Source organism: Allosphingosinicella deserti (assembly GCF_003012735.1).
Lineage (GTDB): Bacteria > Pseudomonadota > Alphaproteobacteria > Sphingomonadales > Sphingomonadaceae > Allosphingosinicella > Allosphingosinicella deserti.
On sequence record NZ_PXYI01000002.1, the window covers coordinates 65,036 to 91,482 of the forward strand.

Annotated in this window: 28 protein-coding genes and 1 tRNA gene; 18 read left to right on the forward strand and 11 right to left on the reverse strand. The window is 67.1% G+C overall.

What is annotated here, in order from left to right; translation table 11 throughout:
• Window positions 1-82 precede the first annotated feature (82 nt).
• Window positions 83-745: a cell wall hydrolase gene (locus C7I55_RS04580; protein ID WP_106511746.1), complete on the forward strand. Its 663-nt coding sequence runs from the start codon at window positions 83-85 to the stop codon at window positions 743-745.
• Between the two features lie 57 nt (window positions 746-802).
• A complete protein-coding gene (locus C7I55_RS04585; protein WP_106511747.1) occupies window positions 803-1,339 on the forward strand; it encodes an MmcB family DNA repair protein in 537 nt (178 codons plus the stop codon).
• A gap of 66 nt (window positions 1,340-1,405) precedes the next feature.
• On the opposite strand, the gene C7I55_RS04590 is transcribed toward C7I55_RS04585, so the two are convergent.
• A complete protein-coding gene (locus C7I55_RS04590) occupies window positions 1,406-2,002 on the reverse strand; it encodes an ankyrin repeat domain-containing protein (RefSeq protein WP_106511748.1) in 597 nt (198 codons plus the stop codon).
• Between the two features lie 62 nt (window positions 2,003-2,064).
• Between C7I55_RS04590 and C7I55_RS04595 the strand changes: the two genes are divergently transcribed.
• From C7I55_RS04595 to C7I55_RS04605, 3 genes are read left to right on the forward strand one after another with little or no spacing between them, the layout of a single operon-like run.
• Entirely contained in the window at window positions 2,065-2,664 is a 600-nt protein-coding gene (locus C7I55_RS04595; RefSeq protein WP_106511749.1) for an SCO family protein, read from the forward strand.
• Complete coding sequence (locus tag C7I55_RS04600; RefSeq protein ID WP_106511750.1) at window positions 2,661-3,095, forward strand: YcgN family cysteine cluster protein; 435 nt, start codon at window positions 2,661-2,663, stop codon at window positions 3,093-3,095. The genes C7I55_RS04595 and C7I55_RS04600 overlap by 4 nt, the downstream gene beginning before the upstream one ends.
• A 4-nt stretch (window positions 3,096-3,099) precedes the next feature.
• A complete protein-coding gene (locus C7I55_RS04605) occupies window positions 3,100-3,843 on the forward strand; it encodes a M48 family metallopeptidase (protein WP_233222053.1) in 744 nt (247 codons plus the stop codon).
• On the opposite strand, the gene C7I55_RS04610 is transcribed toward C7I55_RS04605, so the two are convergent.
• The 5 genes from C7I55_RS04610 to C7I55_RS04630 all read right to left on the reverse strand — a co-directional run bounded on the left by C7I55_RS04610 (window position 3,796) and on the right by C7I55_RS04630 (window position 9,738).
• Window positions 3,796-5,916, reverse strand: coding sequence for a transglycosylase domain-containing protein (locus C7I55_RS04610; protein WP_106511751.1), 2,121 nt, complete (start codon window positions 5,914-5,916; stop codon window positions 3,796-3,798). The genes C7I55_RS04605 and C7I55_RS04610 overlap by 48 nt on opposite strands.
• A 177-nt stretch (window positions 5,917-6,093) precedes the next feature.
• Window positions 6,094-7,416 (reverse strand): amino acid permease, encoded by a 1,323-nt coding sequence (locus C7I55_RS04615; protein ID WP_106511752.1) that lies wholly within the window; start codon window positions 7,414-7,416, stop codon window positions 6,094-6,096.
• A 168-nt stretch (window positions 7,417-7,584) separates the two neighbouring features.
• Window positions 7,585-7,671: transfer RNA gene (locus C7I55_RS04620), tRNA-Leu, on the reverse strand.
• 108 nt (window positions 7,672-7,779) lie between these two features.
• Entirely contained in the window at window positions 7,780-8,883 is a 1,104-nt protein-coding gene (locus C7I55_RS04625) for a 6-phosphofructokinase (protein WP_106511753.1), read from the reverse strand.
• 15 nt (window positions 8,884-8,898) lie between these two features.
• Complete coding sequence (locus C7I55_RS04630) at window positions 8,899-9,738, reverse strand: zinc-ribbon domain-containing protein (RefSeq protein ID WP_106511754.1); 840 nt, start codon at window positions 9,736-9,738, stop codon at window positions 8,899-8,901.
• A gap of 146 nt (window positions 9,739-9,884) precedes the next feature.
• On the opposite strand from C7I55_RS04630, the gene ftsE reads away from it, so the two are divergent.
• The 4 genes from ftsE to C7I55_RS04650 are packed head-to-tail and all read left to right on the forward strand — an operon-like array spanning window position 9,885 to window position 12,731.
• Window positions 9,885-10,625 carry a cell division ATP-binding protein FtsE gene (gene ftsE / locus C7I55_RS04635; RefSeq protein WP_106512414.1) on the forward strand — a complete coding sequence of 247 codons (741 nt, stop codon included), beginning with the start codon at window positions 9,885-9,887 and terminating at the stop codon, window positions 10,623-10,625.
• On the forward strand, window positions 10,622-11,518 hold the full coding sequence (locus C7I55_RS04640) for a cell division protein FtsX (RefSeq protein ID WP_106511755.1): 897 nt from the start codon (window positions 10,622-10,624) through the stop codon (window positions 11,516-11,518). Before ftsE ends, C7I55_RS04640 begins: the two co-directional genes overlap by 4 nt.
• Window positions 11,515-12,045 carry a YdcF family protein gene (locus C7I55_RS04645; protein WP_106511756.1) on the forward strand — a complete coding sequence of 177 codons (531 nt, stop codon included), beginning with the start codon at window positions 11,515-11,517 and terminating at the stop codon, window positions 12,043-12,045. The genes C7I55_RS04640 and C7I55_RS04645 overlap by 4 nt, the downstream gene beginning before the upstream one ends.
• Complete coding sequence (locus C7I55_RS04650; RefSeq protein ID WP_106511757.1) at window positions 12,045-12,731, forward strand: lysophospholipid acyltransferase family protein; 687 nt, start codon at window positions 12,045-12,047, stop codon at window positions 12,729-12,731. The genes C7I55_RS04645 and C7I55_RS04650 overlap by 1 nt, the downstream gene beginning before the upstream one ends.
• On the opposite strand, the gene C7I55_RS04655 is transcribed toward C7I55_RS04650, so the two are convergent.
• Window positions 12,728-13,516: a Clp1/GlmU family protein gene (locus C7I55_RS04655; protein ID WP_146150923.1), complete on the reverse strand. Its 789-nt coding sequence runs from the start codon at window positions 13,514-13,516 to the stop codon at window positions 12,728-12,730. The two genes, C7I55_RS04650 and C7I55_RS04655, sit on opposite strands and share 4 nt — an antisense overlap.
• Window positions 13,517-13,648: 132 nt before the next feature.
• Here C7I55_RS04655 and C7I55_RS04660 point away from each other — a divergent pair, with 132 nt between their 5' ends.
• Both C7I55_RS04660 and C7I55_RS04665 read left to right on the forward strand, forming a co-directional pair.
• Window positions 13,649-14,437 carry a nucleotidyltransferase domain-containing protein gene (locus C7I55_RS04660; protein WP_233222055.1) on the forward strand — a complete coding sequence of 263 codons (789 nt, stop codon included), beginning with the start codon at window positions 13,649-13,651 and terminating at the stop codon, window positions 14,435-14,437.
• Complete coding sequence (locus C7I55_RS04665) at window positions 14,421-15,149, forward strand: metallophosphoesterase family protein (protein ID WP_106511760.1); 729 nt, start codon at window positions 14,421-14,423, stop codon at window positions 15,147-15,149. Before C7I55_RS04660 ends, C7I55_RS04665 begins: the two co-directional genes overlap by 17 nt.
• Before the next feature lie 3 nt (window positions 15,150-15,152).
• Here C7I55_RS04665 and C7I55_RS04670 read toward each other — a convergent pair whose 3' ends face one another.
• From C7I55_RS04670 to hemC, 3 genes are read right to left on the reverse strand one after another with little or no spacing between them, the layout of a single operon-like run.
• The gene (locus tag C7I55_RS04670) at window positions 15,153-16,061 is read right to left on the reverse strand and encodes a hypothetical protein (RefSeq protein ID WP_106511761.1); all 909 of its coding nucleotides are present in this window, start codon (window positions 16,059-16,061) and stop codon (window positions 15,153-15,155) included.
• Between the two features lie 2 nt (window positions 16,062-16,063).
• Entirely contained in the window at window positions 16,064-16,750 is a 687-nt protein-coding gene (locus tag C7I55_RS04675) for a uroporphyrinogen-III synthase (protein ID WP_106511762.1), read from the reverse strand.
• On the reverse strand, window positions 16,747-17,658 hold the full coding sequence (hemC, locus tag C7I55_RS04680) for a hydroxymethylbilane synthase (RefSeq protein ID WP_106511763.1): 912 nt from the start codon (window positions 17,656-17,658) through the stop codon (window positions 16,747-16,749). The genes C7I55_RS04675 and hemC overlap by 4 nt, the downstream gene beginning before the upstream one ends.
• A 44-nt stretch (window positions 17,659-17,702) precedes the next feature.
• Between hemC and tsaD the strand changes: the two genes are divergently transcribed.
• Both tsaD and C7I55_RS04690 read left to right on the forward strand, forming a co-directional pair.
• On the forward strand, window positions 17,703-18,737 hold the full coding sequence (tsaD, locus tag C7I55_RS04685; RefSeq protein WP_106511764.1) for a tRNA (adenosine(37)-N6)-threonylcarbamoyltransferase complex transferase subunit TsaD: 1,035 nt from the start codon (window positions 17,703-17,705) through the stop codon (window positions 18,735-18,737).
• 52 nt (window positions 18,738-18,789) lie between these two features.
• On the forward strand, window positions 18,790-19,785 hold the full coding sequence (locus C7I55_RS04690) for an NAD(P)H-dependent glycerol-3-phosphate dehydrogenase (protein WP_106511765.1): 996 nt from the start codon (window positions 18,790-18,792) through the stop codon (window positions 19,783-19,785).
• Between the two features lie 61 nt (window positions 19,786-19,846).
• Here the strand turns inward: C7I55_RS04690 and C7I55_RS04695 are convergent, their stop codons facing one another.
• A complete protein-coding gene (locus C7I55_RS04695; protein WP_233222057.1) occupies window positions 19,847-20,017 on the reverse strand; it encodes a DUF1674 domain-containing protein in 171 nt (56 codons plus the stop codon).
• Window positions 20,018-20,084: 67 nt separating this feature from the next.
• Here C7I55_RS04695 and htpX point away from each other — a divergent pair, with 67 nt between their 5' ends.
• From htpX to purH, 5 genes are all read left to right on the forward strand, one after another.
• Complete coding sequence (gene htpX, locus C7I55_RS04700; RefSeq protein ID WP_106511767.1) at window positions 20,085-21,014, forward strand: zinc metalloprotease HtpX; 930 nt, start codon at window positions 20,085-20,087, stop codon at window positions 21,012-21,014.
• A gap of 66 nt (window positions 21,015-21,080) precedes the next feature.
• Window positions 21,081-22,355, forward strand: coding sequence for an RsmB/NOP family class I SAM-dependent RNA methyltransferase (locus C7I55_RS04705; RefSeq protein WP_106511768.1), 1,275 nt, complete (start codon window positions 21,081-21,083; stop codon window positions 22,353-22,355).
• 48 nt (window positions 22,356-22,403) lie between these two features.
• The gene (gene rpe, locus C7I55_RS04710) at window positions 22,404-23,063 is read left to right on the forward strand and encodes a ribulose-phosphate 3-epimerase (protein ID WP_106511769.1); all 660 of its coding nucleotides are present in this window, start codon (window positions 22,404-22,406) and stop codon (window positions 23,061-23,063) included.
• Window positions 23,060-24,799 (forward strand): heparinase II/III family protein, encoded by a 1,740-nt coding sequence (locus tag C7I55_RS04715; RefSeq protein WP_106511770.1) that lies wholly within the window; start codon window positions 23,060-23,062, stop codon window positions 24,797-24,799. The genes rpe and C7I55_RS04715 overlap by 4 nt, the downstream gene beginning before the upstream one ends.
• A gap of 23 nt (window positions 24,800-24,822) precedes the next feature.
• A complete protein-coding gene (gene purH, locus C7I55_RS04720) occupies window positions 24,823-26,415 on the forward strand; it encodes a bifunctional phosphoribosylaminoimidazolecarboxamide formyltransferase/IMP cyclohydrolase (RefSeq protein WP_106511771.1) in 1,593 nt (530 codons plus the stop codon).
• The last annotated feature ends 32 nt before the right edge of the window (window positions 26,416-26,447 follow it).

The window sequence follows — 26,447 nt, forward strand, 5'->3', positions numbered from 1 at the left end:
AGACGGATGGTAGCCCCTGGGTGCAATCGTTCTTGCCGCACCCCGCGTTCGGGCGGAGCCAGCCGCATTGATCTGAGAGCAGATGAGTCGTTTCGTTCGTGCCGCGGGCTTTGCCGCGGCCATGGCTGTTGCCGCATTTGGTACCCTCTATGCCGGCCCCTCCCGCGCCTGGGAGTTCAATGCCCCGCCGGCGATCACCGCACAGATGATCATCCCGGCCGTTCCGGACCACGAGAACGGCCTGGACAAGCAGAACGGCGCGCCGGCCGAGCTGGTGCAAGATGCTTCTCCTCCTGTCACCCTCGGAACACCGAGCGCGGCGGAACCACAGCTCAGCCTTGCCGAGCTGGTCGGCGATTACGCCACCTCGCGCACGTCCGACAGCGAGCATGAATGCCTCGCCAACGCCGTCTATTTCGAAGCGAAGGGCGAGCCGCTCCAGGGTCAGCTCAGCGTCGCCGAGGTCGTCGTGAACCGCAGCCGCTCAGGGCGCTTCCCGGCGAGCGTGTGCGGCGTCGTCAAGCAACGCGGCCAATTCTCGTTCGTCCGCGGCGGTCGCCTTCCTTCTCCCCCGCGCGCGACAGCGGCTTGGCAGAAGGCGGTCGCGATCGCGCACATCGCCATGCGCGATCTTGCCGACGCGAGGACCCCTAAGGCGCTGTTCTTCCACGCCAAGCGCGTGAATCCCTCCTGGCGCGGCCTCCGCAAGGTCGGCGCGGTCGGCAACCACATCTTCTATCGCTGAACGCCTCCTCGTCGTCACGGACTCGCATTCGTTCTCGTTTCATTCTACTGTCGGGAGATGGCCGCGAGTCCCCGCCCCGATCCCTGTTTCCAGGATGCCCCGCTCGCCGCGCAGGACGTGGCGCGCGGGGTGACGCGCTTGTTCTTCAATCAGGACAGCTTCGCCTTGTGCGAGGTCCCTCTCCCCAATGGTCGTCGCGCCGACATGATGGCACTCGATTCAGGAGGATTGATCACGATCGTCGAGATCAAAGTCTCGCGCGCGGACCTGATGGGCGACGGCAAATGGCCGGATTATCTGGACTATTGCGACCGCTTCTTCTGGGCGGTGCCGGCCGGTTTCGATCTGTCGCCGTTCGAGACGGAGGGCTTTCGGCCGGAGCTATGCGGCCTCATCGTCGCCGATCGCTATGATGCTGCGGTGTTGCGGGGCGCTGCGCTGCGCAAGCTCGCACCGGCGCGGCGCAAGGCGGAAACGCTAAGGTTCGCGCGGCGGGCGGCACGCCGGCTGGTCGGGGATCTCGATCCTGCGCTGGCCGGCCTCACCGGCCCGCTGGACACGACGCCGCTCCTCCCGAGCCGGCATCGAGACTGATAGGAGCTGCTGCCGTTCACGGGTGCCGCACGGAGCAGCCTCACAGTTGGGCTGTGCGCCGCAGCCTCAGAGCTTGGGACCGGCGACAGCCTTCGGTTTCGCCACCGGCGTTTCGAGCAGCTTGAGCACCGGAGCGGCGCGGACGTCCTGCTTGGCGTAATCGAAGGCGGAGAGCCCGGCGACACTGTCGGTCTTCTTCGGGTCGGCACCCGCGGCGAGCAACAGCCGGACCATCTGGATGTCCCGGCGCTGGACAGCCAGGATGAGCGGAGTCTCGCCGCGCGAATTGGCAAGATCGACGCTGGCGCGGCGCGCGAGCAGCAGTTGCGCGCCTTCGGCCCAGCCGAGCTCTGCGGCAATCGCAAGCGCGGTATTGCCTTGCGCATTGACCAGATCCGGTCGAGCGCCCTTCTGAAGCAGGAAGTTCAGCCAGGGAAGATCGCGGCCGCGCGCGACGATGTGGACGGCACCGTCGCCGGATCCGCGTTCCTTGCTGTTGATGACGATGCTGCCGGGCTGCGAGATAACCCCGCTGACCTTGTCAATGTCGCGGTCCTTCACCGCCTTCAGAAAAGTGTAGCCGTCGGAATAATTCTGCGCCGCCAGCGGCGCCGCGAACAGGATCGCAATTGCCGCGATCGCCCGGCCGAAAGTCTTGCCCACTCTTCTTCCCCGTCACTCTCGACTTGATCGCGGGCCTATACCAAAGCAAGGCTGCCTGCGCCATGAACGAAACCGCCAAGCCCCGCATTTTCCTGCTGCTTTCGCTGTTCCTCGGCCTGCTCGCCGCAGGCTGCGGCCAGGCGCCGCCGCAGGATCCGCCGCTCAAGGGCGCAGCGATCGGAGGTGCGTTCACGCTCATCGATCAGACTGGGCGGCAAGTGCGCGACCAGGACTTCGCGGGCAAATATCGCATCGTCTATTTCGGCTTCGCCCAGTGTCCGGACGTCTGCCCGACCGATATGGCCCAGATCGGCCAAGCGCTGCGCGGCCTGGAAAAGAGCGATCCGGCCCTCGCGGCGAAGATCCAGCCGCTCTTCATCACCGTCGATCCCGAGCGCGATACGCCGGCGGTGCTCAAGGACTATGTCGCCGCGTTCCACCCGCGGCTCGTCGGACTGACCGGCACCCCGCAGCAGATTGCGGATGCAGCCAAACGCTACGCCGTTTATTATGCCAAGGAACCGACTCCCGACGGGAGCTACACGATGAACCACACGCGCATCCTGTTCCTGATGGGTCCCGACGGGACACCGATCGCCATGCTGCCGCACGAGGGCGGCGCCGATGCCATCGTGGCAGAGCTCAAACGCTGGGTGCGATGACGGACGAGCCCTTCTGGGAAAGGCCGCTCGACCGGCTCAACCGCTCCGAATGGGAACAACTGTGCGACGGCTGCGGCAAATGCTGCCTCCACAAGCTCGAGGACGAGGAAACCGGCGAAGTCTTCCCGACCAACGTCGCCTGCAAATTGCTCGACCGGCGCAGCGGTCAGTGCAGCAATTACCGCGGCCGCCGCGCCTTCGTTCCCGATTGCATCCGCCTCAGCGCCGACATGGTGGGCGGCCTCGACTGGCTGCCGTCGACCTGTGCGTATCGGCTGCGCGACGAAGGCAAGCCACTGCCGCAATGGCATTATCTGATCTGCGGCGACCGGGAAGCGGTGCACAGCGCGGGCGCCTCGGTGCGCGGCTGGACGATCAGCGAGGACGATGCCGGCGAGCTCGAATACCACATTGTCGAACGGGAAATCTGAGCCGTTGCCGCCCCGCTTTGTCTTCGGAGCGTCAGCCGCCGGCGATCCGCACAACGATCTTACCTTCCGCGGCGGCAACACCGAGGCCGCGCTGAAGGTCACCGTATCGCCGCGGGCGCGGGTGATGCGGCTGCGCGTCGATCCTCGCACCGCGCAGGTGCTGCTGACGATCCCCAAACGCGTTTCGCGCGCCAAGGCGCTGGCCTGGGCGAACGAGCATCGCCCGTGGATCGAAAAGCAGCTCGCCGCGATCGCTCCGGCGTCGCGGCTCGAACCGGGCGACAGCATCCCGCTTTACGATCGCCCCCATCCAATCGTCTGGGATAAGGAGCGGTCCAGGCTGGTGAGGCTCGAGGACGGCGCCATCGTCACGGGGGGGCCGCGTGACACGGTCGAGCCGCGGATCGTCCGCTGGCTGCACCGTCACGCGCTCGACATCCTCAGCGCCGAGACGGCTGAATATGCCGTGAAGGCGGGCGTGGTCGTCACCAGGGTGGCGATCGGCGATCCGCGCAGCCGATGGGGAAGCTGCTCATCGAGCGGAGCGATCCGCTACAGTTGGCGGCTCATCCTCGCGCCCGATTTCGTTCGCCGCGCCACCGTGGCGCACGAGGTCGCGCACCGCGTGCACATGAATCACGGTCCTCACTTCCACGCCTTGGTGGAGGACCTGCTCGGCTGCGACCCCACCCCCGCCCGTTCATGGCTGCGGAGTCGGGGAGCGTCGCTCCACCGGATCGCCGGCTGAACCGCGATCCCGCGGCGGCGGGGCGCGTTCGGCGGGCCGCGGCGGGACCTGCGGGCGTTCGCGCCGCTCCGGATCGATTGCCCGCTCGACGAGATCCTCGAGCGTTTCTTCCTGCTGCGGCCGGCGGGGATCTTCGGTCTGGGTCAGCGGCGCTTCGCCGGCCGGCGGCGGGGCGATCGGATTGCCGTCGGCATCGACCATCTGGCCCTGGTTGGAAGGCGAATCGTACCACACCTCCTCATCCGGTTCGGTCTCAGCCCAATCGGGCGGCGCCACCTGGGTCTCGAACTGCTCGACCGGACGGCTGGCGACGGCACGGCTCATGAAATCGTGGAAGGCCTGGGCCGGGGCGCGTCCGCCCTGCAGGCCGGGGATCGCCTTGTTGTCGTCACGTCCCATCCACACGCCGGTGGTGAGGCCGCTCGAGAAGCCGAGGAACCAGCCATCCTTGTTCGAGCTCGTGGTGCCGGTCTTGCCCGCGACCGGACGTCCGATCTGCGCTGCGCGGCCAGTGCCGGTGAGAACCGCGGCCTGCATCAGATCGGTCATCTGCGCCGCCACGTGCGGTGCGACCAGCACCCGGCTTTCATCGCTCTCATGCTGGTAAAGGAGCTCGCCCTCCGCGGTGGTCACTCTGCGAATGCCGTAGGGGACGACGGCGACGCCCTTCGCGGCGACCGCGGCAAAGGCGCGTGTCATGTCGATCAGGCGCACTTCCGAGCTGCCCAGAGCCATCGACGGATGGGTGCTGACCTTGGTGGTGACGCCGAAGCGCTGGGCCATGTCGGCAACCGTCCGAAAGCCGACTTCCTGGGCGAGGCGGACCGAAACGGTGTTGATCGACTGGGCGAACGCCTGGCGCAGCGGGACCGCGCCGGCGAATCCGCGATTGTTGTTGCGCGGGCTCCAGCTGCCGATGGTGATCGGCTTGTCCTCGACCATCGAATCCGGCTTGTAGCCGAACTCGAGTGCGGAGAGGTAGACGAACAGCTTGAACGAGGAGCCCGGCTGGCGGTTGGCCTGCGTGGCGCGATTGTAGATCGAGCGGACATAGTCGCGGCCGCCCACCATCGCGCGGATCGATCCGTCACGGTCGAGCGCGACGAGGGCGCCCTGCGCACCCGCCGGTGTGTTGGCGTTGATCACCTGATCGGCCAGGCGCTGCATGTTGGGATCAAGGGTGGTCCACACCTCGATCGGTTCGATATTCTCCTCGATCAGGGTGTCGAGCTGCGGAAGCACCCAATCGGTGAAATAGCGAACGCTGTTCTGCTTCGGAGTCGGCACGATGCGGACGTCGGCCGGCTCGGCGGCGAACGCCTCGGAGCCGGTGATCTCGCCATTCTTGCGCATCAGCTCGATGACCACGCTGGCGCGGCTGCGCGCTGCCTCGGCATCGGCGGTCGGGGAGTAATTGGACGGCGCCTTGACCAAGCCGGCGATGATCGCGGCTTCCGCCAGCGACAGGGTATCGGCGGAGTGGCCGAAGAAACGTCGCGACGCCGCATCGATGCCGTAGGCGCCGCCACCGAAATAGACGCGGTTGAGATAGAGCTCGAGGATCTGCTCCTTCGAGAATTTCCGCTCCAGCGCCAGCGCCAGGATACCCTCGCGCACCTTGCGCCCGTAGCTTCGGTCGCTGGTCAGGAAGATGTTGCGGGCAAGCTGCTGGCTGATCGTCGAGACGCCGCGGACCTTGTCGTCTTTCTGAAAGCTGACCTGGATGCCGCGGGCGATGCCGACCGGATCGACTCCGGGATGGTAGTAAAAGCGCCGGTCCTCGACCGCGACCATCGCCTTCTTCATGATTTCGGGGATCTGGTCGGAGGTCAGCCAGCGGCCGAAGCTCGGCCCGAGCGAGACCAGGGTCGATCCGTCGGCGGCGCGCACCCGGATCATCTGGCCGAGATTGTCGCGCCGGACGAGCTCCTGGTAGGTCGGCAGCTGGCTCATCGCGATGCCGACCGCGACGACCAGCGCGATCAGCCCCAACAGCGAGCCGTACAGGCCGACCTTGAACATGGTGATCAGCGTACGCTTGAACCGTGACCGCTTCGGAGCTTCAGTGGCCATTCTCGCCTTGAACCCTGGTTGAGGCGACCGCGTTTGCCACGGTGGCCGGTACGCAAATCAAGGCCTTTTCAATTGTTTGAGCCTTGATGCACACCCGGACCGCTGCCGGCCCGGGACGATCGAACGCTAGGGATAGGGCCTCGCGCCCCCGCTCACAAGCGCCCGCGCCGTACGAGGTTATACGGCCGCTGCCTCGCCGCGGTGGTTGCGCCGCATCAGCAGGTAGATCGGGAAGCCGCTCATCAGGAGGCCGGCGCCCCAAAGAGTCGGTTCGAGTCCGGCGCCGTAGATTGCCCACAGCGAGTAGAGCGTCCCGATCCCGGCCGCTGCGATCAGCAGAGGCGACCGATCCATTCGCCCGCTCCCTTGCAAACGTAGCGCGGCGAGCGCGCAGGCAAGATAGGCCACCAGCGAGGCCAGCGTCGAGACCAGGGCCATGAAGACGAACAGATCCCCCATTGATCGGCTCTGGTTGCTGAGGATCAGCAGCGTGACGAGGCCGCTCGACACGAGATGGGCACGCACCGGGACGCCGCCGCGGCTCGCCTTGCCGATCCAGGCCGGGAACACGCCGTCGCGGGCAAGCGCGGGCGGCATCTCGCCCTGGATCAGGACCCAGCCGTTTACCGCGCCGAGTGCGCTGATGGTCGCGAACAGGGCGACGAGCGAAGCGGGGCCCTCCCCCCAGTAGCGTCCGATGAAATCGGCGAAGGGCGCGTTCGATTGGGCCGCCTGCTCCGCGGGCAGCAGCAGGGCGACGCCCGAGCAGGCGACGAGATAGATGATCCCGGCCGTCAGGGTGCCGATGATGGTTGCGCGTGGGATGGTCCGCTCGGGGTTCTCGACATGCCCGGCGGGGATCGTCGCGGATTCGAACCCGACCATCGCCCACAGGGTCAGCGCGGCGGTCGCGGTCACCGACGCGAAGCTGATATCCTCGGCCCTGAACGGCACGCTCGGCGCCGGCGTGCTGCTGCCGCCTGCGCTGATCAGCAGGGTGAGGATGATGGCGGCGGCGAGCGGCAGGACCTTCAGCACCGTGGTCACCAGCTGGACGCCGCCAGCACCGCGCAGGCTGAGGCTGTTGATCAGGGTGAAGGTCCAGACGAAGCCGATCGCCGGCAGCACCGGCTGCGCCGCGAGCGCCGGAAGAAAATGGCTGAGGTAGCTGACCGCCGCCAGCGCGATCGTCGCGACTGCCGTCCACACGGAGATCCAGTAGCTCCAAGCCACCGCGAAGCCCGGCGCGGGCCCGAAGGCTTCGCGGCAGAAGGCATAGGGGCCGCCCGCCCGCGGGAACCGGCGCGCCAGCATCGCGAACACATAAGCCAGGCACAACGCCCCGCCGATCGTCACCATCCAGCCGAAGATCGCGTTCCACCCATAAGGTGCAAGCTCCCGCGGCATCAGGAACACGCCCGATCCGATCATGTTGCCGATGACTAGGGCAAGACAGATCCAGAATCCGAAGACTCGGCGGGGTGGAGAGGGTGATGGCATGCGTCGGGCGTATCGAGGGGGGAGGGGAAAAGCCAGCGGAGCGAACCGCAGCCAAAGAGGACGCGACATTGGGCGCCACGACCGCGTCGCGGTCACCATCACACGCAAGAAGGAGAGATTATCCGTCACCTGCAGGAGACCGCCCTGGGGCGCGTCTCGGCAAGTATATGGTGCGGTCGAGAAGACTCGAACTTCCACGTCCTTTCGGACACAGCGACCTCAACGCTGCGCGTCTACCAATTCCGCCACGACCGCACGTGATTACCGCCGGAGCAAGCTACCCCGGTGGCTGGTAGGAGCGCGCCTCTAGCAAAGGGTCTTGGGGCGCGCAATGCGCTTTTTGGCGGTTCGTATTTCCCCGGATCAGTAGAGGAACATCGGCATGCCTTCGATCCGCATCAGCTTGGCGCGATAGGCCGTGGGATCGTAGAGGCCGCCGACGTCGACGCTCTTCGTGCCCTCGAGCAGTGTGCCGGCGGGAACATGGCCGTAATTGCCGCCCTTCAGGGTAACCATCCGCCCCTTCTCGCCGCGCTGCAGGAGCTGGATGGCAAGCCCCCCGAAGGCAAGGCCGACCATCCGGTCCATCGCATCCGGATCTCCGGCGCGCATCAGATAGGCGAGCTCCTGGTGGACGATGCCGCAGCCGAGCTGTTTCTGGATCGCGCGGCCGAGCTTGTGGCCGACGCCGATATCGTCGCGCTCGCTTGCGGGCTTCGACAATTCGTGGCCATTCTCGCTCGCCACGCCCTGGATGCTTGCGCCTTCGGAAATGACGCACATCGCATAATGGGCCGGGTTGGACCCCTTGTCCTCGGCGAGCAGCGGCAGCAGGCGATCGAGGTCTGCCGGGACTTCCGAAATGACGGTGCGATCGACCTGGGCCAGAAATCCGGCGAGCAACGCGGTCTCGCCGCTGCGCCGCCCGAACAGCTCGATGACGCCGATCCGCTCGTGACTCTCCACCGTCGTGCGCAGCGCATTGATCGCTTCGACCGATCGGCTCACCGCCGTCGAGAAGCCGATGCAGTAATCGGTGCCGTAAACGTCATTGTCCATCGTCTTGGGGATCGAAATGACGGGGACGCCCTGCTCGCTGAGATGCGCGGAAAAGCGCAACGTGCCGTCGCCGCCCAAGGTGATCATCGCATCGATGCCGAGAGCATCGAGCACGTGCAACACCTTGGCGGTCTGATCGCCCGCCTTGAGAGTCCGAGGATCGAGCCGCGAAGTATGAAGGATGGTGCCGCCGGTGCGATCGATGCCGCGCACACCCTCGCGGGTCAGCGGCATGCTGCCGTGGGCGACGCTTTCGGGATCATCGGGATCGATGCCGAGCACGCCCTCCCAGCCACGGCGGAAGCCGATCACGTCCCAGCCGAGATCATCGGCGGAGAGAGTGATCGAGCGAATGCAGGGATTGAGGCCAGGTACGTCGCCGCCGCCGGTGAGGATCCCGATCCGCATCTCAGCGCATCCGGATCAGGCGGTTCGGCTGAACTGAAGGTTGATGCCCGTCGCGCTTCGCGGCACGCCCATGTCGCTGCCGTTGAAGGTGGCGCTGGCGCCAGCGGGAAGCTCTGCCACCGGGGGCGATATGAAGAATGTGTAGACGGTGTTGTTCTGCGCGTCCTTCAGCCGCACTTCGATCGGCGGCACCGGTTGCAGTACGCTCGTCGGATTGCTGATCGTGCCGGCAACCCAGAACATCGAATTGCCGCTCGCCAGCTCGTCCCGCCGAGCCTTGAAATCGATCTTGAGCGGGCTTTGGGCCGCGCGCTGGATGCCGAGCCGACCAGCCGTGCCGGGAACACCGTAATAGAGGATGGCTGCGGTCGCCGACAGCATCAGCGCGGCAGCGATCACGGCGAAGATGGTCAGCAGGCGCGCGCGATTGCGGCGTGGCCGGAATGGCGGCTCATGGGCGAAGGCATTGAAGGACTCGGCCTCAGCGTCCGGCTGTTCGGGGCCGAGGAGCGACGAAGGCGGCCGCGGCGCCGGCTGCGGCACTTCATGCTGCTGCGCAAAGACCGGCTCGGTCGGCGCCGGCTGCGGACGCGGGATCGGTTGCGGCTGGACCGCCACCGCCTCGGCGCGGCCGACCGGCGGACGCGGCGCGGCGGCATATTCGGGCTCGCGCGGTAGCGGCGTCGAGGCTGCGGGCGTTGCTGGGGGCGCGTGCCCGGAGGCGGCCCTCGGCGGCGGCGGATCCTGGAACCAGCTGTGACGGCAATTGGCACACCTGACCTGACGTCCTGACGTGCCGACGGCGCTGTCGGGCACGACATAACGGGTTTTGCAGGCAGGACAGCTCAGGATCATGTTTACAGAAGGGCCCGCTCTCAGGTGCTCGTACAGAATCCAAGCACATCTCTGGCCGCCGATGCAAGCGAATGCGCCTTTTTCGGAGGTTTACGGCCCGCCTTGCGGCGTGCCATTGACGTTGCAAGGGGCAGATGACGCGCAGCATGGCAAGATTTGGAGCGGAGGCGGGCCTGAATACCCCCGGAAGCATCGTTCAGTTCGACAATGTCGGCCTGCGCTACGGCACGGGTGCCGAAACGCTTTCGGACCTTACATTCTCGCTCCGCCAAGGCGGATTCTATTTTCTCACCGGGCCGTCCGGCGCCGGCAAGACGTCGCTGCTGCGCTTGCTCTATCTCGCCCAGCGGCCGAGCCGCGGCCTTATCCGCCTGTTCGGCGAGGATATCGTGACGATGCCGCGCAACCGCCTGCCGGGCTTTCGCCGGCGGATCGGGGTCGTATTCCAGGATTTTCGGCTGGTGTCGCATCTGTCCGCCTACGACAATGTCGCGCTGCCTTTGCGTGTCGCCGGTGTCGAGGAGCGGGATCTCGAGACTCCGGTCAAGGAGATGCTGGCCTGGGTCGGCCTTGGCCATCGTGCCTCGGCACGGCCGGCTACCCTCTCGGGCGGGGAGCAGCAGCGGGTGGCGATCGCACGCGCGGTGATCGCCCGGCCGGAGCTGCTGGTCGCCGACGAGCCGACCGGCAACGTCGATCCGGAAATGGCCAAGCGCCTGCTTCATCTGTTCGACAGCCTCAACAAGCTTGGAACGACCATCGTCGTCGCCACCCACGATCTCCATCTCCTCTCGAGCATCGCAAGGGCGGAGATGCTGCGGCTCGACCGCGGTCAGTTGCTCGATCCCACCGGCGCCTTGCGCCACCCGCCAAGGACCCATGCATGAAGGGCGGCGTCCGGAAATTTGGCGCCGCCGATCGCAGGTTGCTGCCCGAAGGCCGGCTGTCGGGGCCGATGCCGTGGGTGATTGCGATCATGATGTTCCTAACGGTGCTCGCCGCGGCCGCAGGTCTCGGCCTCGGCACCGCCGCCTCGAGCCTGGACGAGGACACCGGAACCCGCGCCACCGTGCAGATCGTCGAGCCCAATCCCGATCGGCGGGAGAGCCAGGCGCAGGCAGCGCTGGCCGCACTCGAGAAGCAGACTGGCGTCGAATCCGTACGCCGCCTGCCAGAGAGCGAGATGGAAGATCTGCTCGAGCCGTGGCTCGGTCCGGGAGGGCTGGAAGGCGACCTGCCGATCCCGGTCATGATCGAGATCGATCTTTCGCCCGAAGCCTATGCCCGGCTGGACAGTCTGCGCGCCGCGATCACCGAGGCCGCACCGTCGGCCCGCGTAGACGACAACGCCCAATGGCTGGCGCCGCTCGCGGCGTTGATCGGATCGCTCCGGCTCCTCGCCGCCGGGCTCGTCCTGCTGATGATCGGGGCCACCGCAGCGACGGTCGTGCTTGCCGCCCGCGCCTCGCTCGACACCCACCGGGGAACGATCGAAGTCCTCCATTTGATGGGTGCGACGGACGTTCAGGTCGCGCGCCTGTTCCAGCGCCGGATCGCCCTCGACGCCTTGTTCGGCGGAATCGTCGGTCTGGTGGCCGCCGCGGCGATCCTCCTCCTCATCGGCAATCGGGTTGGAGCGCTCGGCTCGGACCTCCTCGGCTCGGCGCATCTGCCGATCCTCAGCTGGGCGGTGCTGGTGGCGCTTCCGATCTTCGGCGTGCTGCTTGCAATGGTGGTGGCGCGGGCGACCATTCTTCGTGCATTGGGGCGGATGTTGTGATCGCCCGCATTCTCTCCTTCCTTCTGCTCGTCTACCTGCTCGGCTATGCGGTGTTCGCAGTGATGCTGCCGCGTCCTGCCGGTGACGAGAGAACCGATGCCGTCGTTGTGCTGACCGGCGGCGCCAACCGCATGGAACGCGGGCTGGATCTGCTGAAGCGCGGTCGTGCCAAAAGGATGCTGGTATCCGGCGTCGCGCGAACCGTGCGGCCCGCCGAGCTCGCGGTCCGCTATCCCGGTCACGACAGTCTGTTCGATTGCTGCATCGATCTCGGCCGGGAAGCCGTCGACACGCGCTCCAATGCCGAAGAGGTGTCGCGCTGGATGGCCAAGAACAAGCTGCTCAGCCTCAGGCTCGTCACCACCGACTGGCACATGCCGCGCGCACGCTTCGAGCTGTCGCGGCGGCTTGGCGGAGACGTGGACGTGATCGGCGACGCGGTGGAGAGCAACCCGAGCTTCCGCGCGCTGTTCACCGAATATAACAAATATCTGCTCCGCCGCGCGGCCGTGCTGGTGGGGGTGTGATGGCACTGCTGCGATCGGCCTTGTTCGCGATCCTCTTCTATCCCGCAACCGTGCTGATGGTCGTGCTGGCGATGCCGGTCGCCTTGCTCTGGGGTCGGCGCGGGGTGCGGACGACGGCTCATGGCTGGACATTGTTCCATCGCTGGTGCGCCGCCAATCTGCTCGGCGTGCGAACTCGGATCGAAGGCACCTTCCCGGCGGGGCCCGCTCTCGTCGCGGCCAAGCACGAGGCGATGTACGAGACGATGGAGTTCGTGGTCATCCTCGATACTCCGGCGATCGTAATGAAACGCGAATTGTCCGATCTTCCCCTGTGGGGTCGGCTCGCACGCGCTTATGGCCTGATACCGGTGGACCGCGAAGGCGGCGCGGCGGCGCTCCGCCGGATGCTGCGCGCGGCCCAGGAGGCGGTGCAGGACGGCCGCCCGATCGTCATCTTCCCGGAAGGAACGCGGGTCGCGCCGGGCGACCACCCGCCGCTCCAGCCAGGTTTCGCCGGCCTGTACCGGGCGCTTGGCCTTCCGGTGGTTCCTGTGGCGCTCGATAGCGGCCGGCTGCTTCCCCGAGGCCGGTTCGTGAAGCGGCCGGGCATCGTCACCATGCGGATCGGCGAGACCATTCCACCGGGATTGCCGCGTAAGGAGGCCGAAGCGGCCGTCCACGCCGCGATCAACGCTCTGGGCTAGCCCGCCGCGGGGGTAAGACGATCCCGCAGGCGCCATGCACCTCCCGATGGCGAGAGCCAGATGCTGCCGAGGCGAACCGTCACGACCGGCCGCGGTGGCGCAGCACACTGGACGACGATCCGCTCCGGGCCGGCGGCGTGCAGGACGCCGATCGCCATATCCTCCCCTTCCGAATCGGCAAGCGCGCAAAGCGGCCGATCGGCGATCGTGAACGGCAAGGGTGGGGCCGGATTGAACCGCAAGGCTTCGCGGGCAAGGGCAACCCTTGCGCTACCGAGATGCCGATCGAGGGCCTCTTGACGGATCCGTCGACGCTCCGCCGGTGACTTCCGGCGGGCGAGCGGCGATCGCGGCAGCAGGAGCAGGTTCGTCCGGCCGGCCTTGGGCATTGGAACAGCATCGATGCCGATGGCGATGACCAGATCCGGGTTCACCGCCGCGATGCTCGCCGTCTGCAGCCGGGCGCCGGGGCCGGAGACGAAGCCAGACGTGTTGACGACGATCGGTCCGGCACCCGCCAGCTGTTCGGCTGCCAGAGCGATCCGCGAGATGACGATCCCGCTGGTGCTCCCCACGAAAACGAACCGGTTGCAGATCGTTCCGCCGGAAACGGGCTCGATCCGCCCGCGGCTCACCGTTCCCGGCGGACCGACCATCTTCTGGCCGGGATCGAGATCGAGCAGGGCGAAGTCTCGCCGTGCCGCGAGCGCGCGAATGAAGCTGCTTTTGCCGACATCGGTGGGTCCGATCACGATGATCCGCTCCGCCGCGCCACGGGCGATCATATCGATGCGCTCCTGCCACGCTTCGGGGATGATCTGGATTGCCCGCACTCCACTGCCGACTGGGTCGCTTCCGGAACGCTTTGCACCCGGTTCCGTTGTTCAGGCAATCGGATCGGACAGACAGGAGCATCGGTGAGCAACAGACTGGAGAGTATGGACGCCTCGGTCTTCGAACCTCCCGCCGAGGCCGTCGACTTCTATGTCGAGAGCCTTCGCCTGCTCAACGAATCCGGCATTCCCTTCCTGCTCTCGGGCACCTACGCCCTCGCTTGCTATACGGGGATCACGCGGCCGACCAAGGATCTCGACATCTTCTGCAAGGTCAGCGACGCGCCGCGCATCCTCGCCTTCTTCAAGTCCAAGGGCTACGAGATCGAGGTCGAGGACGAGCGCTGGATCGGCAAGGTCTGGCGCGGAGAGCATTTCTTCGATGTGATCTTCAACATCTCCTCGGCCAGCCTGCCGGTCAACGACGACTGGTTCCGGGAGGCCTATGAGGTCGAGGTCTACGGCTCGACCGTGCGGATCACGCCGCCCACGGAGTTCATCCTCTCCAAGCTCTTCATTCAGGACCGATACCGCTACGACGGTGCCGACGTGGTCCACGTCATCCTGAAGAAACATGAGGAGATCGACTGGCACCGGCTGATGACGGCGATGGAGCTCTATTGGGAGCTGCTGTTCATCCATATCCTCAATTTCCGCTTCATCTACCCGACCAAGCGCGACCACATTCCGCGCTGGGTATTCGACGAACTGCTGGAGCGGATTCAGGCACAGGCCGAGCTTCCACCCGGCGGCATCGACATTTGCCGCGGCCGGCTGCTCAGCCCCCGCGACTACATCACCGACATCGGAGAATGGGGTTTTGCCGACGTCGTCGGCAAAGGCCTCGAGGAACGGCATGAGCGAAAACACTGATACGATCACCGTCGCCGCGATCGGCGATCTCCACGTCACCGACACCAACCACAACCGCTATCGCGATCTCTTCGCCGAGATGTCGGAGAAAGCGGATGTGGTTGCCCTTGCCGGCGATCTCACCAACTTCGGCAAAATCAGCGAGGCCGAGATTCTTGCCGAGGATCTGCGGGCGTGCACCGTTCCGATGGTCGGGGTGCTCGGCAATCATGATTACGAGGCGGGCGAAGCCGACGAGGTCATCAAGATCCTGAGCCAGGCCGGTCTCACCATCCTCGACGAGCAGGCCTGCGTGGTGAAGGGCGTCGGCTTTGCGGGCGTGAAGGGCTTTCTCGGCGGGTTCGGCCGTGGCGAATTGGGCGCGTTCGGAGAGGATGCGGTCAAGGTGTTCGTCGACGAATCCCGCAACGAGGCCCGCAAGCTCGAAAATGCGCTGCGCTCGCTTCGCACCGACCGCGCGGTGGCCGTGCTTCATTATGCGCCCATTCCCGAGACCGTCGAAGGCGAGCCGCTGGAGATCTTCCCCTTCCTCGGATCGTCGCGGCTCGCCAATGCCATCGACCGCTTCGACAACGTGAAGGCGGTGGTCCACGGTCACGCGCACCGCGGCGCCTATTCGGGCCGGACCCCCCGCGGTGTCCCGGTGTTCAACGTCGCTCAATTCGTCGTCGAACCCGCCTTCGGCAGACCGTACGCTCTTCTCGAAATCTGATGCCTAAGCCGGCTCGGCCGGCCGGGCCGGCGGCCTCGCAGGTGCGGGTTGCGGGCGCGGCTGGCGGATGACCTGCGGTGCCGGGCGGGTTTCCAGCAGCGCGGCAGTCTCGATCTCGTCGAGCGCGCGACGGGCACCGATATAGCGCCGCGCCTTGGTGACCCAGCTCGCGGCCCGATCGCGGCCGGGCAGACGGGTTACTTCTGCGAGCGCCACTTCCACCTGTCCGCCTTCCAGGCTCGAGATGGCGCGGCGCAGGCGTTCGGAGGCGAGCGTCGACTGCGTTCCCTCCTTACGGATCGAGACCAGGCTGCCGAGTTCGGTGCGAAATGCCGCCCACCAGCTCTGATCGGGCCCGCCACTGACCAGGAACGGCTGAACCTGCCGCAGCTCCTCCTGAAGCTTCTGGAGGGTGATCGGATCGCGTGAGGCGGTGATGATCGTGGCGACCGCCTGCGGCTGGGTGGCTGCGAACCTCTGTTGAAGGAGGCCTTCGATATAGCCGAGCGCAACTCCGCGATCGAGCGCGCGGCGGGCGGCGAAGGCGACGAGCAGCCCTTCCGCCCGGTCGGCATTGCCGACGGCTGCGCGGGACTGGACATCGAGCTGGGACACGCGCTGCTCCAGCTGCCCGACGCGCCGGGTCATCTCGGGATCGATTACCATTTGCCCCGGCTGCACCGGCGTCAGCACGGGCATGGCAGGTTGCGGTGCCGGCTGGACCGGCGCTGCGGCGACCGGCGCAGGCGGCGGGACGATGCCGAGCATTGCGGCGCCCGCGCTCCAGCGCGACAGCAGCCAGGCCATTGCGGCCACGCCCGCGAGGAAAGCGAGCAGCGGCACGATCAGGAGCGGAAGGATACGACGCTTCGGCCGCGGGGCGGTGAGGCTCTCGCCAGGGCTGTACTCCATGCTCACCGATCCCGTCCCGTCATCTGCGACGTTCCAGCCTTGCACAGCTGCGCCGCGAGTTCCAGCAATGCCTCGTCGCGCGGCATTGCTGGAACATCGATCGACGCCCAGCCGGAGCCTGCTGCATCCGCGGCGGCAGCGCTGATTGCCACGATGCGGATCACCGATCGATCCGGCACGAGCATGGATAACAAGCGTGCCGCGCGCGGCGAATGCAGCATAACCACCGCGCTACCGGCAAGTACCGCGCGTGCGTTGGCCGGCAATTCCGGCGCCGCCTCTGCGGCGTAGACGATGTGCCGCACGACGGTCACCCCGCTATGCTCCGCGGCGATATGCTCCCGCCCGCAGAGATGTAGAATCCGCTTATGTCCATGCGCGGCCGCCAGAGCGAGTGCGGCCTGCCCATCCGACGGACCGGCAATCACTTCGGCGAGGCCAGCGCCGCGCGCAGCGTCGGCGGTCGCTTCTCCGACGGCGTAGCACGGGAGATCAGGCATCTGCCCGGCGTTCCGCGCCGCATTGGCGCTGGTCAGCAGGAGCGCGTCGAAGTGGCCGTCCGGGACCTTCCAGGAACGTGGCCTTATTTCGAACAAGGGCGCGATCACGGGATCCATGCCCAGGCTGCGTGCGCGACGCGCGGTCTCGCTCGCCCCCGGCTCCGGCCGGAGGATCAGCAGCCGGGTCACCCCGCGAACAGCGCGCGGAGCGATGGTGAGGCGCGCGCAAGCAGCGCGCGCGCCAGCGCCAGCGGGGTCTCGGTGTCTTCGGCGGCGAAGCGCTCCTCGCAACGCACGATCTCGCTGCCGTCGGGGCTGATGATCTCCGCACGGAGGTGGATCTCGCCGCCGTCGAGCCGCGCCAGCGCCGCGATCGGCGAGCGGCAGGTACCGCCAAGTCCTTCCAACAGCCGCCGTTCGGCGCCGACGCAGAGGTGCGTCGCCCGGTCGTCGATCGCCGCGATCAGGCTGCGCGTGCGGCGATCCGAGGCGCGCACCTCGATACCGACGGCGCCCTGAGCGGGGGCCGGAAGGAAGTCGTCTAAGACGACTCCGGTGTCGGGATGGTTGAGGCGCTCGAGTCCCGCCGATGCGAGCAACGTGGCGTCCGCTTCGCCCTTTCCGAGCTTGCGCAGCCGGGTCTCGACGTTGCCGCGGATCGGAACGATCACGAGATCCGGGCGGCGGGCGAGAAGCTGAGCCGCCCGCCGCGGCGACGATGTGCCGACGCGGGCGCCCTGCGGCAGCGCCTCGAGGCTCTCGGCGCCGATCAGCCGATCGCAGACGCTCGCCCGCGGCAGCATCGCCGCAATCTGGAGGCTTTCCGGGCGGAACGTCTCGACGTCCTTCATCGAATGGACGGAGATGTCGGTGCGGCCGTCGCCAAGGCAGGCATCGAGTTCCTTGGTCCACAGCCCCTTGCCGCCGATTTCGGCGAGCGGCCGATCACGGACGATGTCGCCGGTGGTAGTGATCGGAACGATCTCGATCTGCTCCGGACCCCAATCGTGGGTGTCGCGGAGCGCGGTCGCGACCATGCGCGCCTGCGCGAGTGCGAGCGGCGATCCTCGCGTGCCTATGCGGATACTGCCCATCATGGGGCGCTTGTGCTAGCGGGTCGCGCAGTGGCAGGGAAGCGCTCATGAGCCTGATCTTGGGAATTGAATCCTCCTGCGACGAAACCGCGGCGGCGTTGGTGACGCGCGATCGGCGGGTGCTGGCACATCGTCTCGCCACGCAGGAAGCCGCGCACCGACCCTTCGGCGGCGTCGTACCGGAGATCGCCGCGCGCGCGCATGTCGAGATCCTGCCGACCTTGATCGAGGAGGCGCTCGCCGAAGCGAATGTGTCGCTGTCGGACGTCGACGCGATCGCCGCCACGGCCGGCCCCGGCCTCGTCGGTGGCGTCATGGTCGGTCTCGTCACCGGCAAGGGCCTGGCGCTTGCCTCCGGCAAGCCGCTGATCGCGATCAACCATCTGGAGGGCCATGCGCTCTCCCCGATGCTGAGCCAACCGGATCTCGCTTTTCCCTATCTGCTGCTGCTCGTGTCCGGCGGCCATTGCCAATTGCTGTTCGTGGAAGGTCTTGGCCGCTACCGGCGCCTGGCGACGACGATCGACGATGCTGCCGGCGAGGCCTTCGACAAGACCGCGAAATTGCTCGGGCTCGGCTTCCCGGGTGGCCCCGCCGTCGAACGCGCGGCTGCAGAGGGTGACAAGAGCGCGGTTCCGCTTCCCCGTCCGCTGGTCGGATCGGCCGAACCGCATTTCTCTTTTGCCGGTCTCAAGAGCGCGGTGCTTCGTGCCCGCGACAGCGGCCGCTACGGTGCCAACGACATTGCCGCCTCGTTCCAGCAAGCGGCGGTCGACTGCCTGGTCGATCGCACCCGGCGTGCGCTTGGGGATGCGCCGGGCGCCACCGCGCTCGTCGTCGCCGGCGGCGTCGCGGCGAACAAGGCGGTGCGGGCCGCATTGACCGAGCTCGCCGTCGGACATGGCCTCCCCTTCGTCGCGCCGCCTCTGTGGCTCTGCACGGACAATGCGGCGATGATCGCCTGGGCGGGCGCGCTGCGGCTGGAGGCGGGGGTCACCGACGGGCTCGATGCGCCGGCGCGGGCCCGCTGGCCGCTGGATCCCGATGCCGAGCGGGTCCGCGGTGCCGGCGTCAAGGCGTGAAGCTGCTTCCCTCGTCTCCGGATCCCCGCCAGAAGGGAGCGGGAGGACGCTCATGACGGCAGGCACGCAAGGCGCGATCGGAATCATCGGCGGTGGCGCCTGGGGAACCGCGCTGGCGCAGGTCGCCGCGGCGGGCGGCCCGGCCCTGCTCTGGGCACGCGAGCCCGACGTCGTGACGTCAATCAACTCGAGGCACGAAAACAGCCTGTTCCTTCCCCGGGTCGCGCTCGATCGCCAGGTCCGCGCAACCGCGGACCTGGGTGATCTCGTCGAATGCGATGCGCTGCTCGTGGTCACACCGGCCCAGCACATGCGCGCGGTGCTTGCCGGGATGCCGCGCCTCGCCTGCCCACTGATCCTGTGCGCGAAGGGCATGGAAGAAGCGACGCGCAAGCTGATGCACGACGTCGCCCGCGAGGAACAGCCGGACGCGCCGATCGCAGTCCTGTCCGGGCCGACCTTTGCACACGAGGTCGCGGCCAGGCAGCCGGCCGCCGTGACCCTTGCGGTGGAGGATGCGGAGGTCGGCGAGCGGCTGCTAGCGCGCCTCGCGCGGCCGTGGTTCCGGCCCTATCTTTCGGATGACGTCATCGGGGCAGAAATCGGCGGCGCGGTGAAGAACGTCCTCGCCATTGCCTGCGGGGTCGTCGACGGCCGCGGCCTCGGGCTCAACGCCCGCGCCGCCCTGATATCCCGCGGCTTCGCCGAGATGACCCGCTTCGGCCTGGCCCGGGGTGCGCGGGCGGAAACGCTGGCGGGCCTCTCGGGCCTCGGCGATCTCGTTCTCACCTGCTCATCGACCAACTCGCGCAATTTCAGCCTCGGCAAGGGCCTTGGCGAAGGCGGTTCCGCCGCCGACTTGCTCGCCGATCGCCGCACCGTGGCCGAAGGCGCGTTCACCGCGCCGGTGCTGCACCGCGCGGCAGCGGAAGTCGGCATCGACATGCCGATCGTCGCAGCGGTCTGCGCCTTGCTGACCGGAGAGGCGTCCGCAGCCGCTGTGGTGGAGCAATTGCTCGCGCGGCCCCTACGGGCCGAGGGGGGTTAGGCGCTTCCATCTTGTCGCACCGCTGAAGCGGAAAACCGCCGCCGACTTGTGGTGTGGTCCGTCAAAAATCCCAGGCGCGGCCATGATTCTCCCAATCGCCGTAGCGGGTGGGCTCGGCACCCTTCGGACCGCCATTCTCCTCCGCCTCGACCGGTGCCGTCGGCTCCGGAATCGGGGGGCTCTTAGACAGATATTCGGGCGGTTGGACGTGCGGTGGGCGCTTGCCGGTCACGAAAGCCTCCAATTGAACAATGGGTTGGATCACCCCACATTTCGGATGTGAGAGGACCCCTGACAAGATGAACAGCATGAAGACCCTGATGCTCCTGTCGGCGCTGACTGCGCTGTTCATGGGATTGGGCTACATGCTCGGCGGTGCGGGCGGCGCGCTGATCGCGCTCGTCGCGGCCGCGGCGATGAACGTCTTCACCTTCTGGAACGCCGACAAGATCGTGCTTCGCATGCACAATGCACGCGAGATGACGAAGTGGGATTGCCCGCAATTCGTCGGCATGATCGAGCAACTTTCGGGGCGCGCCGGGCTGCCGATGCCGCGCGTCTATCTGATCGACTCGCCGCACCCCAATGCGTTCGCCACCGGACGCGATCCGGCCAATGCCGCCGTGGCGGCGACGACCGGGCTGCTCGCGATTCTCGAGCGCGAGGAGATTGCGGCCGTGATGGCGCACGAGCTTGGCCACATTCGCAACCGCGATACTCTGATCATGACCATGACGGCGACGATCGCCGGCGCGATTTCGATGCTCGCCAATTTCGGCTTCTTCTTTCATTCCGGCGAACGCGGCAATCCGCTGGCGATGATCGGCGCGATCTTCCTTGCGCCGTTCGCCGCAATGATCCTGCAGCTCGCGCTCAGCCGTTCGCGCGAATATGGCGCCGATCGCGCAGGCGCGGAAATCTGCGGCAATCCGCGGGCCCTCGCCTCGGCGCTCGCCAAGCTCCACAAGGGCACGGCGCGGGTGCCGAGCCCGATCGCCGAGCGCAATCCGGCGGTCGCGGCTCTCTACATCGTCCCAAGCCGAAGCGGTCGCGACAGCCTGTTTTCGACCCATCCCGACACTGCCAACCGGATCGCCGCGCTCCAGCAACTCGCCGGCGAGATGGGTGTCCGCGCTCCCGAGCCGCACCGCGTCCGCGCAAGCGTGTCGCCCAGCCGCCCGCGCAAGACGCGGACGAGCGCGCTTGATCCGCTGAGGAAGCGCCCGTAGCGCTCGGTGCCCCGGGCGAGGGCCTGATTGCCGCGTGCGCCATATTCTGGAAATCTATCGTCTGACATGAACAGGAATCAGGATGAAGTCGCGGGCCTGCCCGCCCGCCGGGCTGCATTGCGCCTGCTCGATGCAGTGCTGCGCAAGGGCCTGCCGCTCGAGGCGGCGCTCGATGTTGCCGCACGCGATCTCGAGCGCGCGGATGATCGCGGCTTCGCCCATGCCATCGCTGCCGAGACGCTGCGGCGGCTGACCGATCTCGACGGCCTGATCGACAGCGCCACCAAGCGACCGCTGCCCGACGACGCCAAGGCGCGCTTCGCGCTCCGCATCGCCCTGGTCCAGGCGCTCGCTCTCGACACGCCGCCGCATGCGGCGATCGCCACCGTGCTGCCGCTCGTGGACGGTGGCCCGAGGAAGCTGGTCCACGGCGTGTTCGGCACCTTGATGCGCAGCGGCGCAACTTTGGCCAGCCCGCCCTCGCTGCCGCCGCCGGTCGCCGCACGTTGGGAACGGCATTGGGGTGCGGATGTCGTCGTAGAAGCGGAAAAGCTGCTTGCAGCGCCGCCTCCGCTCGACCTGATCTTCCGGCGCGGTGCGGAGCTTCCGGCCGACTTGGAGGGGACAAGCCTGCTTCCCGGCCATCTTCGGCTGCCCGGCCGCACCGCGGTCGTCGGGTTGACCGGTTATGGCGAGGGCGGATGGTGGGTCCAGGACGTGGCCGCATCGCTGCCAGCGCGTCTGCTCGGCGCCGGCGAAGGCCGCACCGCACTCGATCTGTGTGCGGCGCCCGGCGGAAAGACGATGCAGCTGGCCTCCGCCGGTTTCGCCGTCACCGCCGTCGATTCTTCGGAAAGTCGTCTCACGCGACTTTCGGAGAATCTGGCGCGAACCCACCTCGATGCCAAGATCGTTGTGGCCGATCTCCTGAAATGGAGCCCGCCCGAGAAGGCCGATGCGATCCTGCTCGACGCACCCTGCTCGGCCACCGGAATCTACCGGCGCCACCCCGATGTCCTCTATCGGGTTCGTCCCAAGGCAATTGCTGAGCTCGCCGAGGTGCAGGCGAAAATGCTCGAACGGATCGCCGGGTGGCTGAAACCCGGCGGCCTGCTCGTTTATTCGGTTTGCTCGCTTGAGCCCGAGGAAGGCGAGCAGGTAGTCGATAGCTTCTTGCAGGGGCGGCGCGACTATGAAGCGGCCCATCTCACCGCAGGTGAGCTGCCTGCTTCCGTTCCGGTCGAGGGCAATCGGATCCGCATCCTGCCAGGCCAGTTCGGCGACGCCGGCGGCGCCGACGGCTTCTTTGTTGCCCGATTCCGGCGCACCGCGGCGGATTGAGCGTCGGGTTCCTTGTGCGTCGGCGCGCCCCGGTCTATCGGATCGGGCGTGCAGCAGCCCGTCCGTATCTCGCCCTCGATCCTTTCCGCCGACTTCGCAAAGCTCGGAGAGGAGGTGCGCGCGATCGATGAAGCGGGCGCCGACTGGATCCATGTCGACGTGATGGACGGGCATTTCGTGCCCAACCTCACCATCGGCCCGGCCGTGGTCAAAGCGCTACGACCGCACACGGCCAAGCCGTTCGACGTTCATCTCATGATCTCGCCGGTGGACCATTTCCTGGATGCATTCGCGGAAGCCGGGGCCGACATCATCACCGTTCACCCCGAAGCAGGGCCGCACCTCCACCGGACGATCCAGCGGATCAAGGCGCTGGGCAAGCGCGCCGGCGTGTCGCTCAATCCTGCCACCCCTGCGAAGATGCTCGATTACGTGCTCGAGGAGATCGACCTCGTGCTGGTGATGAGCGTCAATCCGGGCTTCGGCGGCCAGAGTTTCATTTCCTCGCAGCTCCGCAAGATCGAGGCGATCCGCAAGCAGATCGACAAGCTCGGCAAGCCGATCGACCTGGAGGTCGACGGCGGCGTCGATGCCAATACGTGCCGCCAGGCGATCGATGCCGGTGCCGACGTCCTCGTCGCGGGGACGGCCACTTTCCGTGGGGGACCGGAACGCTATGCGGAGAATATCGGGATCCTGAGGGGATGATCGGGCGCGGCGACTCCGACCCGTCGGGGCGCGAAGACGGCATCAGCGAGGGCAAAAGGCTGATCCGAGCCGGCCATGATCGCGGCGTGTCGCTTGCCGAGCGACTGTCCTGGCGCTTTCACCGCCTGTCGTGGCGCACGCCCTTCCAGAGCTTTCGGCTGCGCGGACGCTATCCGCTCAAGCTGCTCGCCGTTCCGAAGGACCCCGTCGCCGGCGACAAGGCCGCCGGCGAGGCGATCCTGCAGGGCCATTTCGCGCATCGCGGCGGGACCATCGCGGTCGACACTGCCGAGTTCTCGGATCCGCGCCTGCCCGGCGATTTTTCCGATTATCTGCAAAGCTTCGAATGGCTGCGCGATCTCGCGGCGGCGGCGACCCGCGAGCGTGCCGCCAAGGTCGCGGAGAAGGGCCTCCAGAAGTGGCTTGCCACGTACGCCCACAGTCCGAGCGAACGCGCCTGGCGCGCCGACCTGTGGGGTCGGCGTATCCTGTTCTGGGCCGCTTATGCGCCCTATATCCTCTCCAGCCGCGATGCCGAATATCGCGCGGTGGTGCTGAAGACGCTGGTGCGCGGCGCGCAGCATCTCGATCGTATCGCGGACAAGGCGCCGCCGGGACTTGTCCGGATCACCGCCTGGGCGGGGATCATCACGGTCGCTCTCGTCGTCCAAGGCAGCTCGGCCGGCCTCAGCAAGGGCGAGGCGGGCTTGCTTCGGGCGCTCACCTCCGGCCTGCATGACGACGGCGGCCTGGTCAGCCGTTCACCCGCGGAGCAGCTCGCGCTCGTGGAGCTGCTCAGCCAGCTTCGCGCAGTTTATTACGCCGGCGATCACGACATGCCGGAGTTGCTCGCCGATGCGCTTGAAGCTGCCGTGAGCGCATTGCTCGGCGTCACACTCGGCGACGAGGCGCTATCAAGCTGGCAGAGCGGGAACCGGATGTCGCGGCGCCGGGTCGCGGCGGCAGTCGAAGGCTCGGGTGTGCGTGCGCGGCCGCTCGGTCAGTCGCGCGGCTGGGGCTATCAGCGGCTCGAGGCGAAGCAGACGATTGTCATTTTCGACGCCGCTCCGCCGCCGCCTGGCCGCAGCTTCAGTGGCGCCTGCGCCTCGACCCTTGCCTTCGAGCTTTGCGAGGGGCCGAACCGCCTCGTCGTCAACTGCGGCGGAGTCGGACCGGCCACCGGCGCGCTTCCGGCGGAGCTGCTTGCAGCGCTGCGCACCACTGCCGCGCATTCGACGCTTACCCTCGGCGATCGCAACTCCACCGCCATCCACGAGGACGGAACCCTCGGCAAGGGTGTCACCCAGGTCGAAATCTCGCGCGACGAGAGCAACGGCGTCATCGCTGTGGAGGCGAGCCATGACGGGTATGTCCGGCGCTTCGGCCTCGTTCACCAGCGCACCTTGATCCTCAGCCCGGACGGCAAGGAATTGAGCGGGGAGGACAATCTCCGCCAGGAAGGCCGCAAGCGCCGCGGCGAGGAGATTCCGTTCGCCGTCCGCTTCCACCTTGCCCCTGCGGTCGAGGCCGCGACGACGGCCGACGGCCAGGGCGCGCTCCTGCGCATCCGCGGTGCGACGGTGTGGCAATTCCGCTGCCGGGGCGGCCGGCTCGCCATCGAAGACAGTATCTGGATCGACGGGGATGCCAAGGCGCATGCCAGCCTTCAGCTCGTCATATCCGGCGACATGCGGCCCGAGGGAACGTCCATCGCCTGGACGCTCAAGCGGGCCTGATCCAAAAATCTGAGGAGTAGTTCGTGAAAGACCAGGTGAAAGTCACCCGCGCCTTGCTGTCCGTTTCGGACAAGACCGGCCTGACGGAGCTTGCCCATGTCCTTGCCCGTCACGGCGTCGAGCTGGTCTCGACCGGCGGGACCGCGAAGGCTATCCGGGAGGCGGGTCTGGCGGTGAAGGATGTGTCCGAGCTCACCGGCTTTCCCGAGATGATGGACGGCCGGGTCAAGACCCTGCACCCCAGGGTTCATGGCGGGCTGCTCGCCGTCCGGGACGATCTCGAACATGTTGCCGCCATGGACGCACACGAAATCGGCGCGATCGATCTCGTCATCGTCAATCTCTACCCGTTCGCACAGACGGTCGCCCGCGGTGCCGAGCGCGACGAGATCATCGAGAACATCGATATCGGCGGTCCGTCGATGGTGCGCTCGGCCGCCAAGAACCATGCCTATGTCGCGATCGTCACGGATCCCGGCGACTATGGAGAACTCACCCGCGCGCTCGACGAGAATGACGGCGCGACTGGCCTCGCCTTCCGCAAATATCTGGCTGCAAAGGCATTCGCCGCGACCGCTGCCTACGATTCGATGATTGCTCAATGGTTCGCCTTCGCCGACCAGGGCCAGGCTTTCCCCGATGTCCTGCCGGTCACGATGCGCCGCGGCGACACGCTGCGTTACGGCGAGAACCCGCATCAGCAGGCGGCGCTGTATCTGCCGGTCGGTCCGCACAGCCGCGGCATTGCCCAGGCCGAGCAGGTCCAGGGCAAGGAATTGAGCTACAACAATTTCAACGATGCCGATGCCGCACTGGAACTGGTCGGTGAATTCCGTGATCGGGGACCAGCCTGCGTGATCGTGAAGCATGCCAATCCCTGCGGCGTCGCCACCGGCGCTTCGCTGCTCGAAGCCTATCGGGCGGCGCTTGCCTGCGATTCGGTGTCGGCCTTCGGCGGTATCGTTGCGCTGAACGCCCCGCTCACCCGCGAGGCGGCGGAAGCGATCACCTCGATCTTCACCGAGGTGGTGATCGCTCCGGACGCGGACGAGGCCGCGCGCGAGGTGTTCGCCCGCAAGAAGAATCTGCGCCTGCTGCTCACCGGCGCGCTCTCGGATCCGCATCGACCGGGACTGATGCTGAAGTCGATCGCCGGCGGCTACCTGCTCCAGTCCCGTGACAACGGCCGGGTCGATCAGGATGCGCTCAAGGTCGTGACCAGGCGCGCACCCACCGAGCGCGAGCTTGCCGATTGCCTGTTCGCCTGGACGGTTGCCAAGCACGTCAAGTCGAACGCGATCGTTTACGCGAAGGACGGCGCCACCGCCGGGATCGGTGCCGGCCAGATGAACCGCCTCGAATCGGCGCGGATCGCTGCCTGGAAGGCAAAGGATGCGGCCGAGCGCGCGAACTGGGCGGAGCCGAAGACGATCGGATCGGCAGTGGCGTCCGACGCCTTCTTTCCCTTCGCCGACGGACTGCTCGCAGCCGTCGAGGCCGGCGCGACCGCGGTGATTCAGCCCGGCGGCTCGATCCGCGACGAGGAAGTCATTGCCGCCGCTGACGAAGCGGGACTGGCGATGGTGTTTACCGGCATGCGCCACTTCCGCCATTGAGACCTGCTCCTCCTCGAGCCCCGCTCGGGGAG

What these genes read in the sequence shown, in the direction of transcription:
- C7I55_RS04580 (WP_106511746.1), top strand. Translation starts at nt 83, where the DNA reads ATGAGTCGTTTCGTTCGTGCCGCGGGCTTTGCCGCGGCCATGGCTGTT.
- C7I55_RS04585 (WP_106511747.1), top strand. Translation starts at nt 803, where the DNA reads ATGGCCGCGAGTCCCCGCCCCGATCCCTGTTTCCAGGATGCCCCGCTC.
- C7I55_RS04595 (WP_106511749.1), top strand. Translation starts at nt 2,065, where the DNA reads ATGAACGAAACCGCCAAGCCCCGCATTTTCCTGCTGCTTTCGCTGTTC.
- C7I55_RS04600 (WP_106511750.1), top strand. Translation starts at nt 2,661, where the DNA reads ATGACGGACGAGCCCTTCTGGGAAAGGCCGCTCGACCGGCTCAACCGC.
- C7I55_RS04610 (WP_106511751.1), bottom strand. Translation starts at nt 5,916, where the DNA reads ATGGCCACTGAAGCTCCGAAGCGGTCACGGTTCAAGCGTACGCTGATC.
- C7I55_RS04615 (WP_106511752.1), bottom strand. Translation starts at nt 7,416, where the DNA reads ATGCCATCACCCTCTCCACCCCGCCGAGTCTTCGGATTCTGGATCTGT.
- C7I55_RS04625 (WP_106511753.1), bottom strand. Translation starts at nt 8,883, where the DNA reads ATGCGGATCGGGATCCTCACCGGCGGCGGCGACGTACCTGGCCTCAAT.
- C7I55_RS04630 (WP_106511754.1), bottom strand. Translation starts at nt 9,738, where the DNA reads ATGATCCTGAGCTGTCCTGCCTGCAAAACCCGTTATGTCGTGCCCGAC.
- ftsE (WP_106512414.1), top strand. Translation starts at nt 9,885, where the DNA reads ATGGCAAGATTTGGAGCGGAGGCGGGCCTGAATACCCCCGGAAGCATC.
- C7I55_RS04640 (WP_106511755.1), top strand. Translation starts at nt 10,622, where the DNA reads ATGAAGGGCGGCGTCCGGAAATTTGGCGCCGCCGATCGCAGGTTGCTG.
- C7I55_RS04650 (WP_106511757.1), top strand. Translation starts at nt 12,045, where the DNA reads ATGGCACTGCTGCGATCGGCCTTGTTCGCGATCCTCTTCTATCCCGCA.
- C7I55_RS04655 (WP_146150923.1), bottom strand. Translation starts at nt 13,516, where the DNA reads ATGATCGCCCGTGGCGCGGCGGAGCGGATCATCGTGATCGGACCCACC.
- C7I55_RS04665 (WP_106511760.1), top strand. Translation starts at nt 14,421, where the DNA reads ATGAGCGAAAACACTGATACGATCACCGTCGCCGCGATCGGCGATCTC.
- C7I55_RS04670 (WP_106511761.1), bottom strand. Translation starts at nt 16,061, where the DNA reads ATGGAGTACAGCCCTGGCGAGAGCCTCACCGCCCCGCGGCCGAAGCGT.
- hemC (WP_106511763.1), bottom strand. Translation starts at nt 17,658, where the DNA reads ATGATGGGCAGTATCCGCATAGGCACGCGAGGATCGCCGCTCGCACTC.
- tsaD (WP_106511764.1), top strand. Translation starts at nt 17,703, where the DNA reads ATGAGCCTGATCTTGGGAATTGAATCCTCCTGCGACGAAACCGCGGCG.
- C7I55_RS04690 (WP_106511765.1), top strand. Translation starts at nt 18,790, where the DNA reads ATGACGGCAGGCACGCAAGGCGCGATCGGAATCATCGGCGGTGGCGCC.
- htpX (WP_106511767.1), top strand. Translation starts at nt 20,085, where the DNA reads ATGAACAGCATGAAGACCCTGATGCTCCTGTCGGCGCTGACTGCGCTG.
- C7I55_RS04705 (WP_106511768.1), top strand. Translation starts at nt 21,081, where the DNA reads ATGAACAGGAATCAGGATGAAGTCGCGGGCCTGCCCGCCCGCCGGGCT.
- C7I55_RS04715 (WP_106511770.1), top strand. Translation starts at nt 23,060, where the DNA reads ATGATCGGGCGCGGCGACTCCGACCCGTCGGGGCGCGAAGACGGCATC.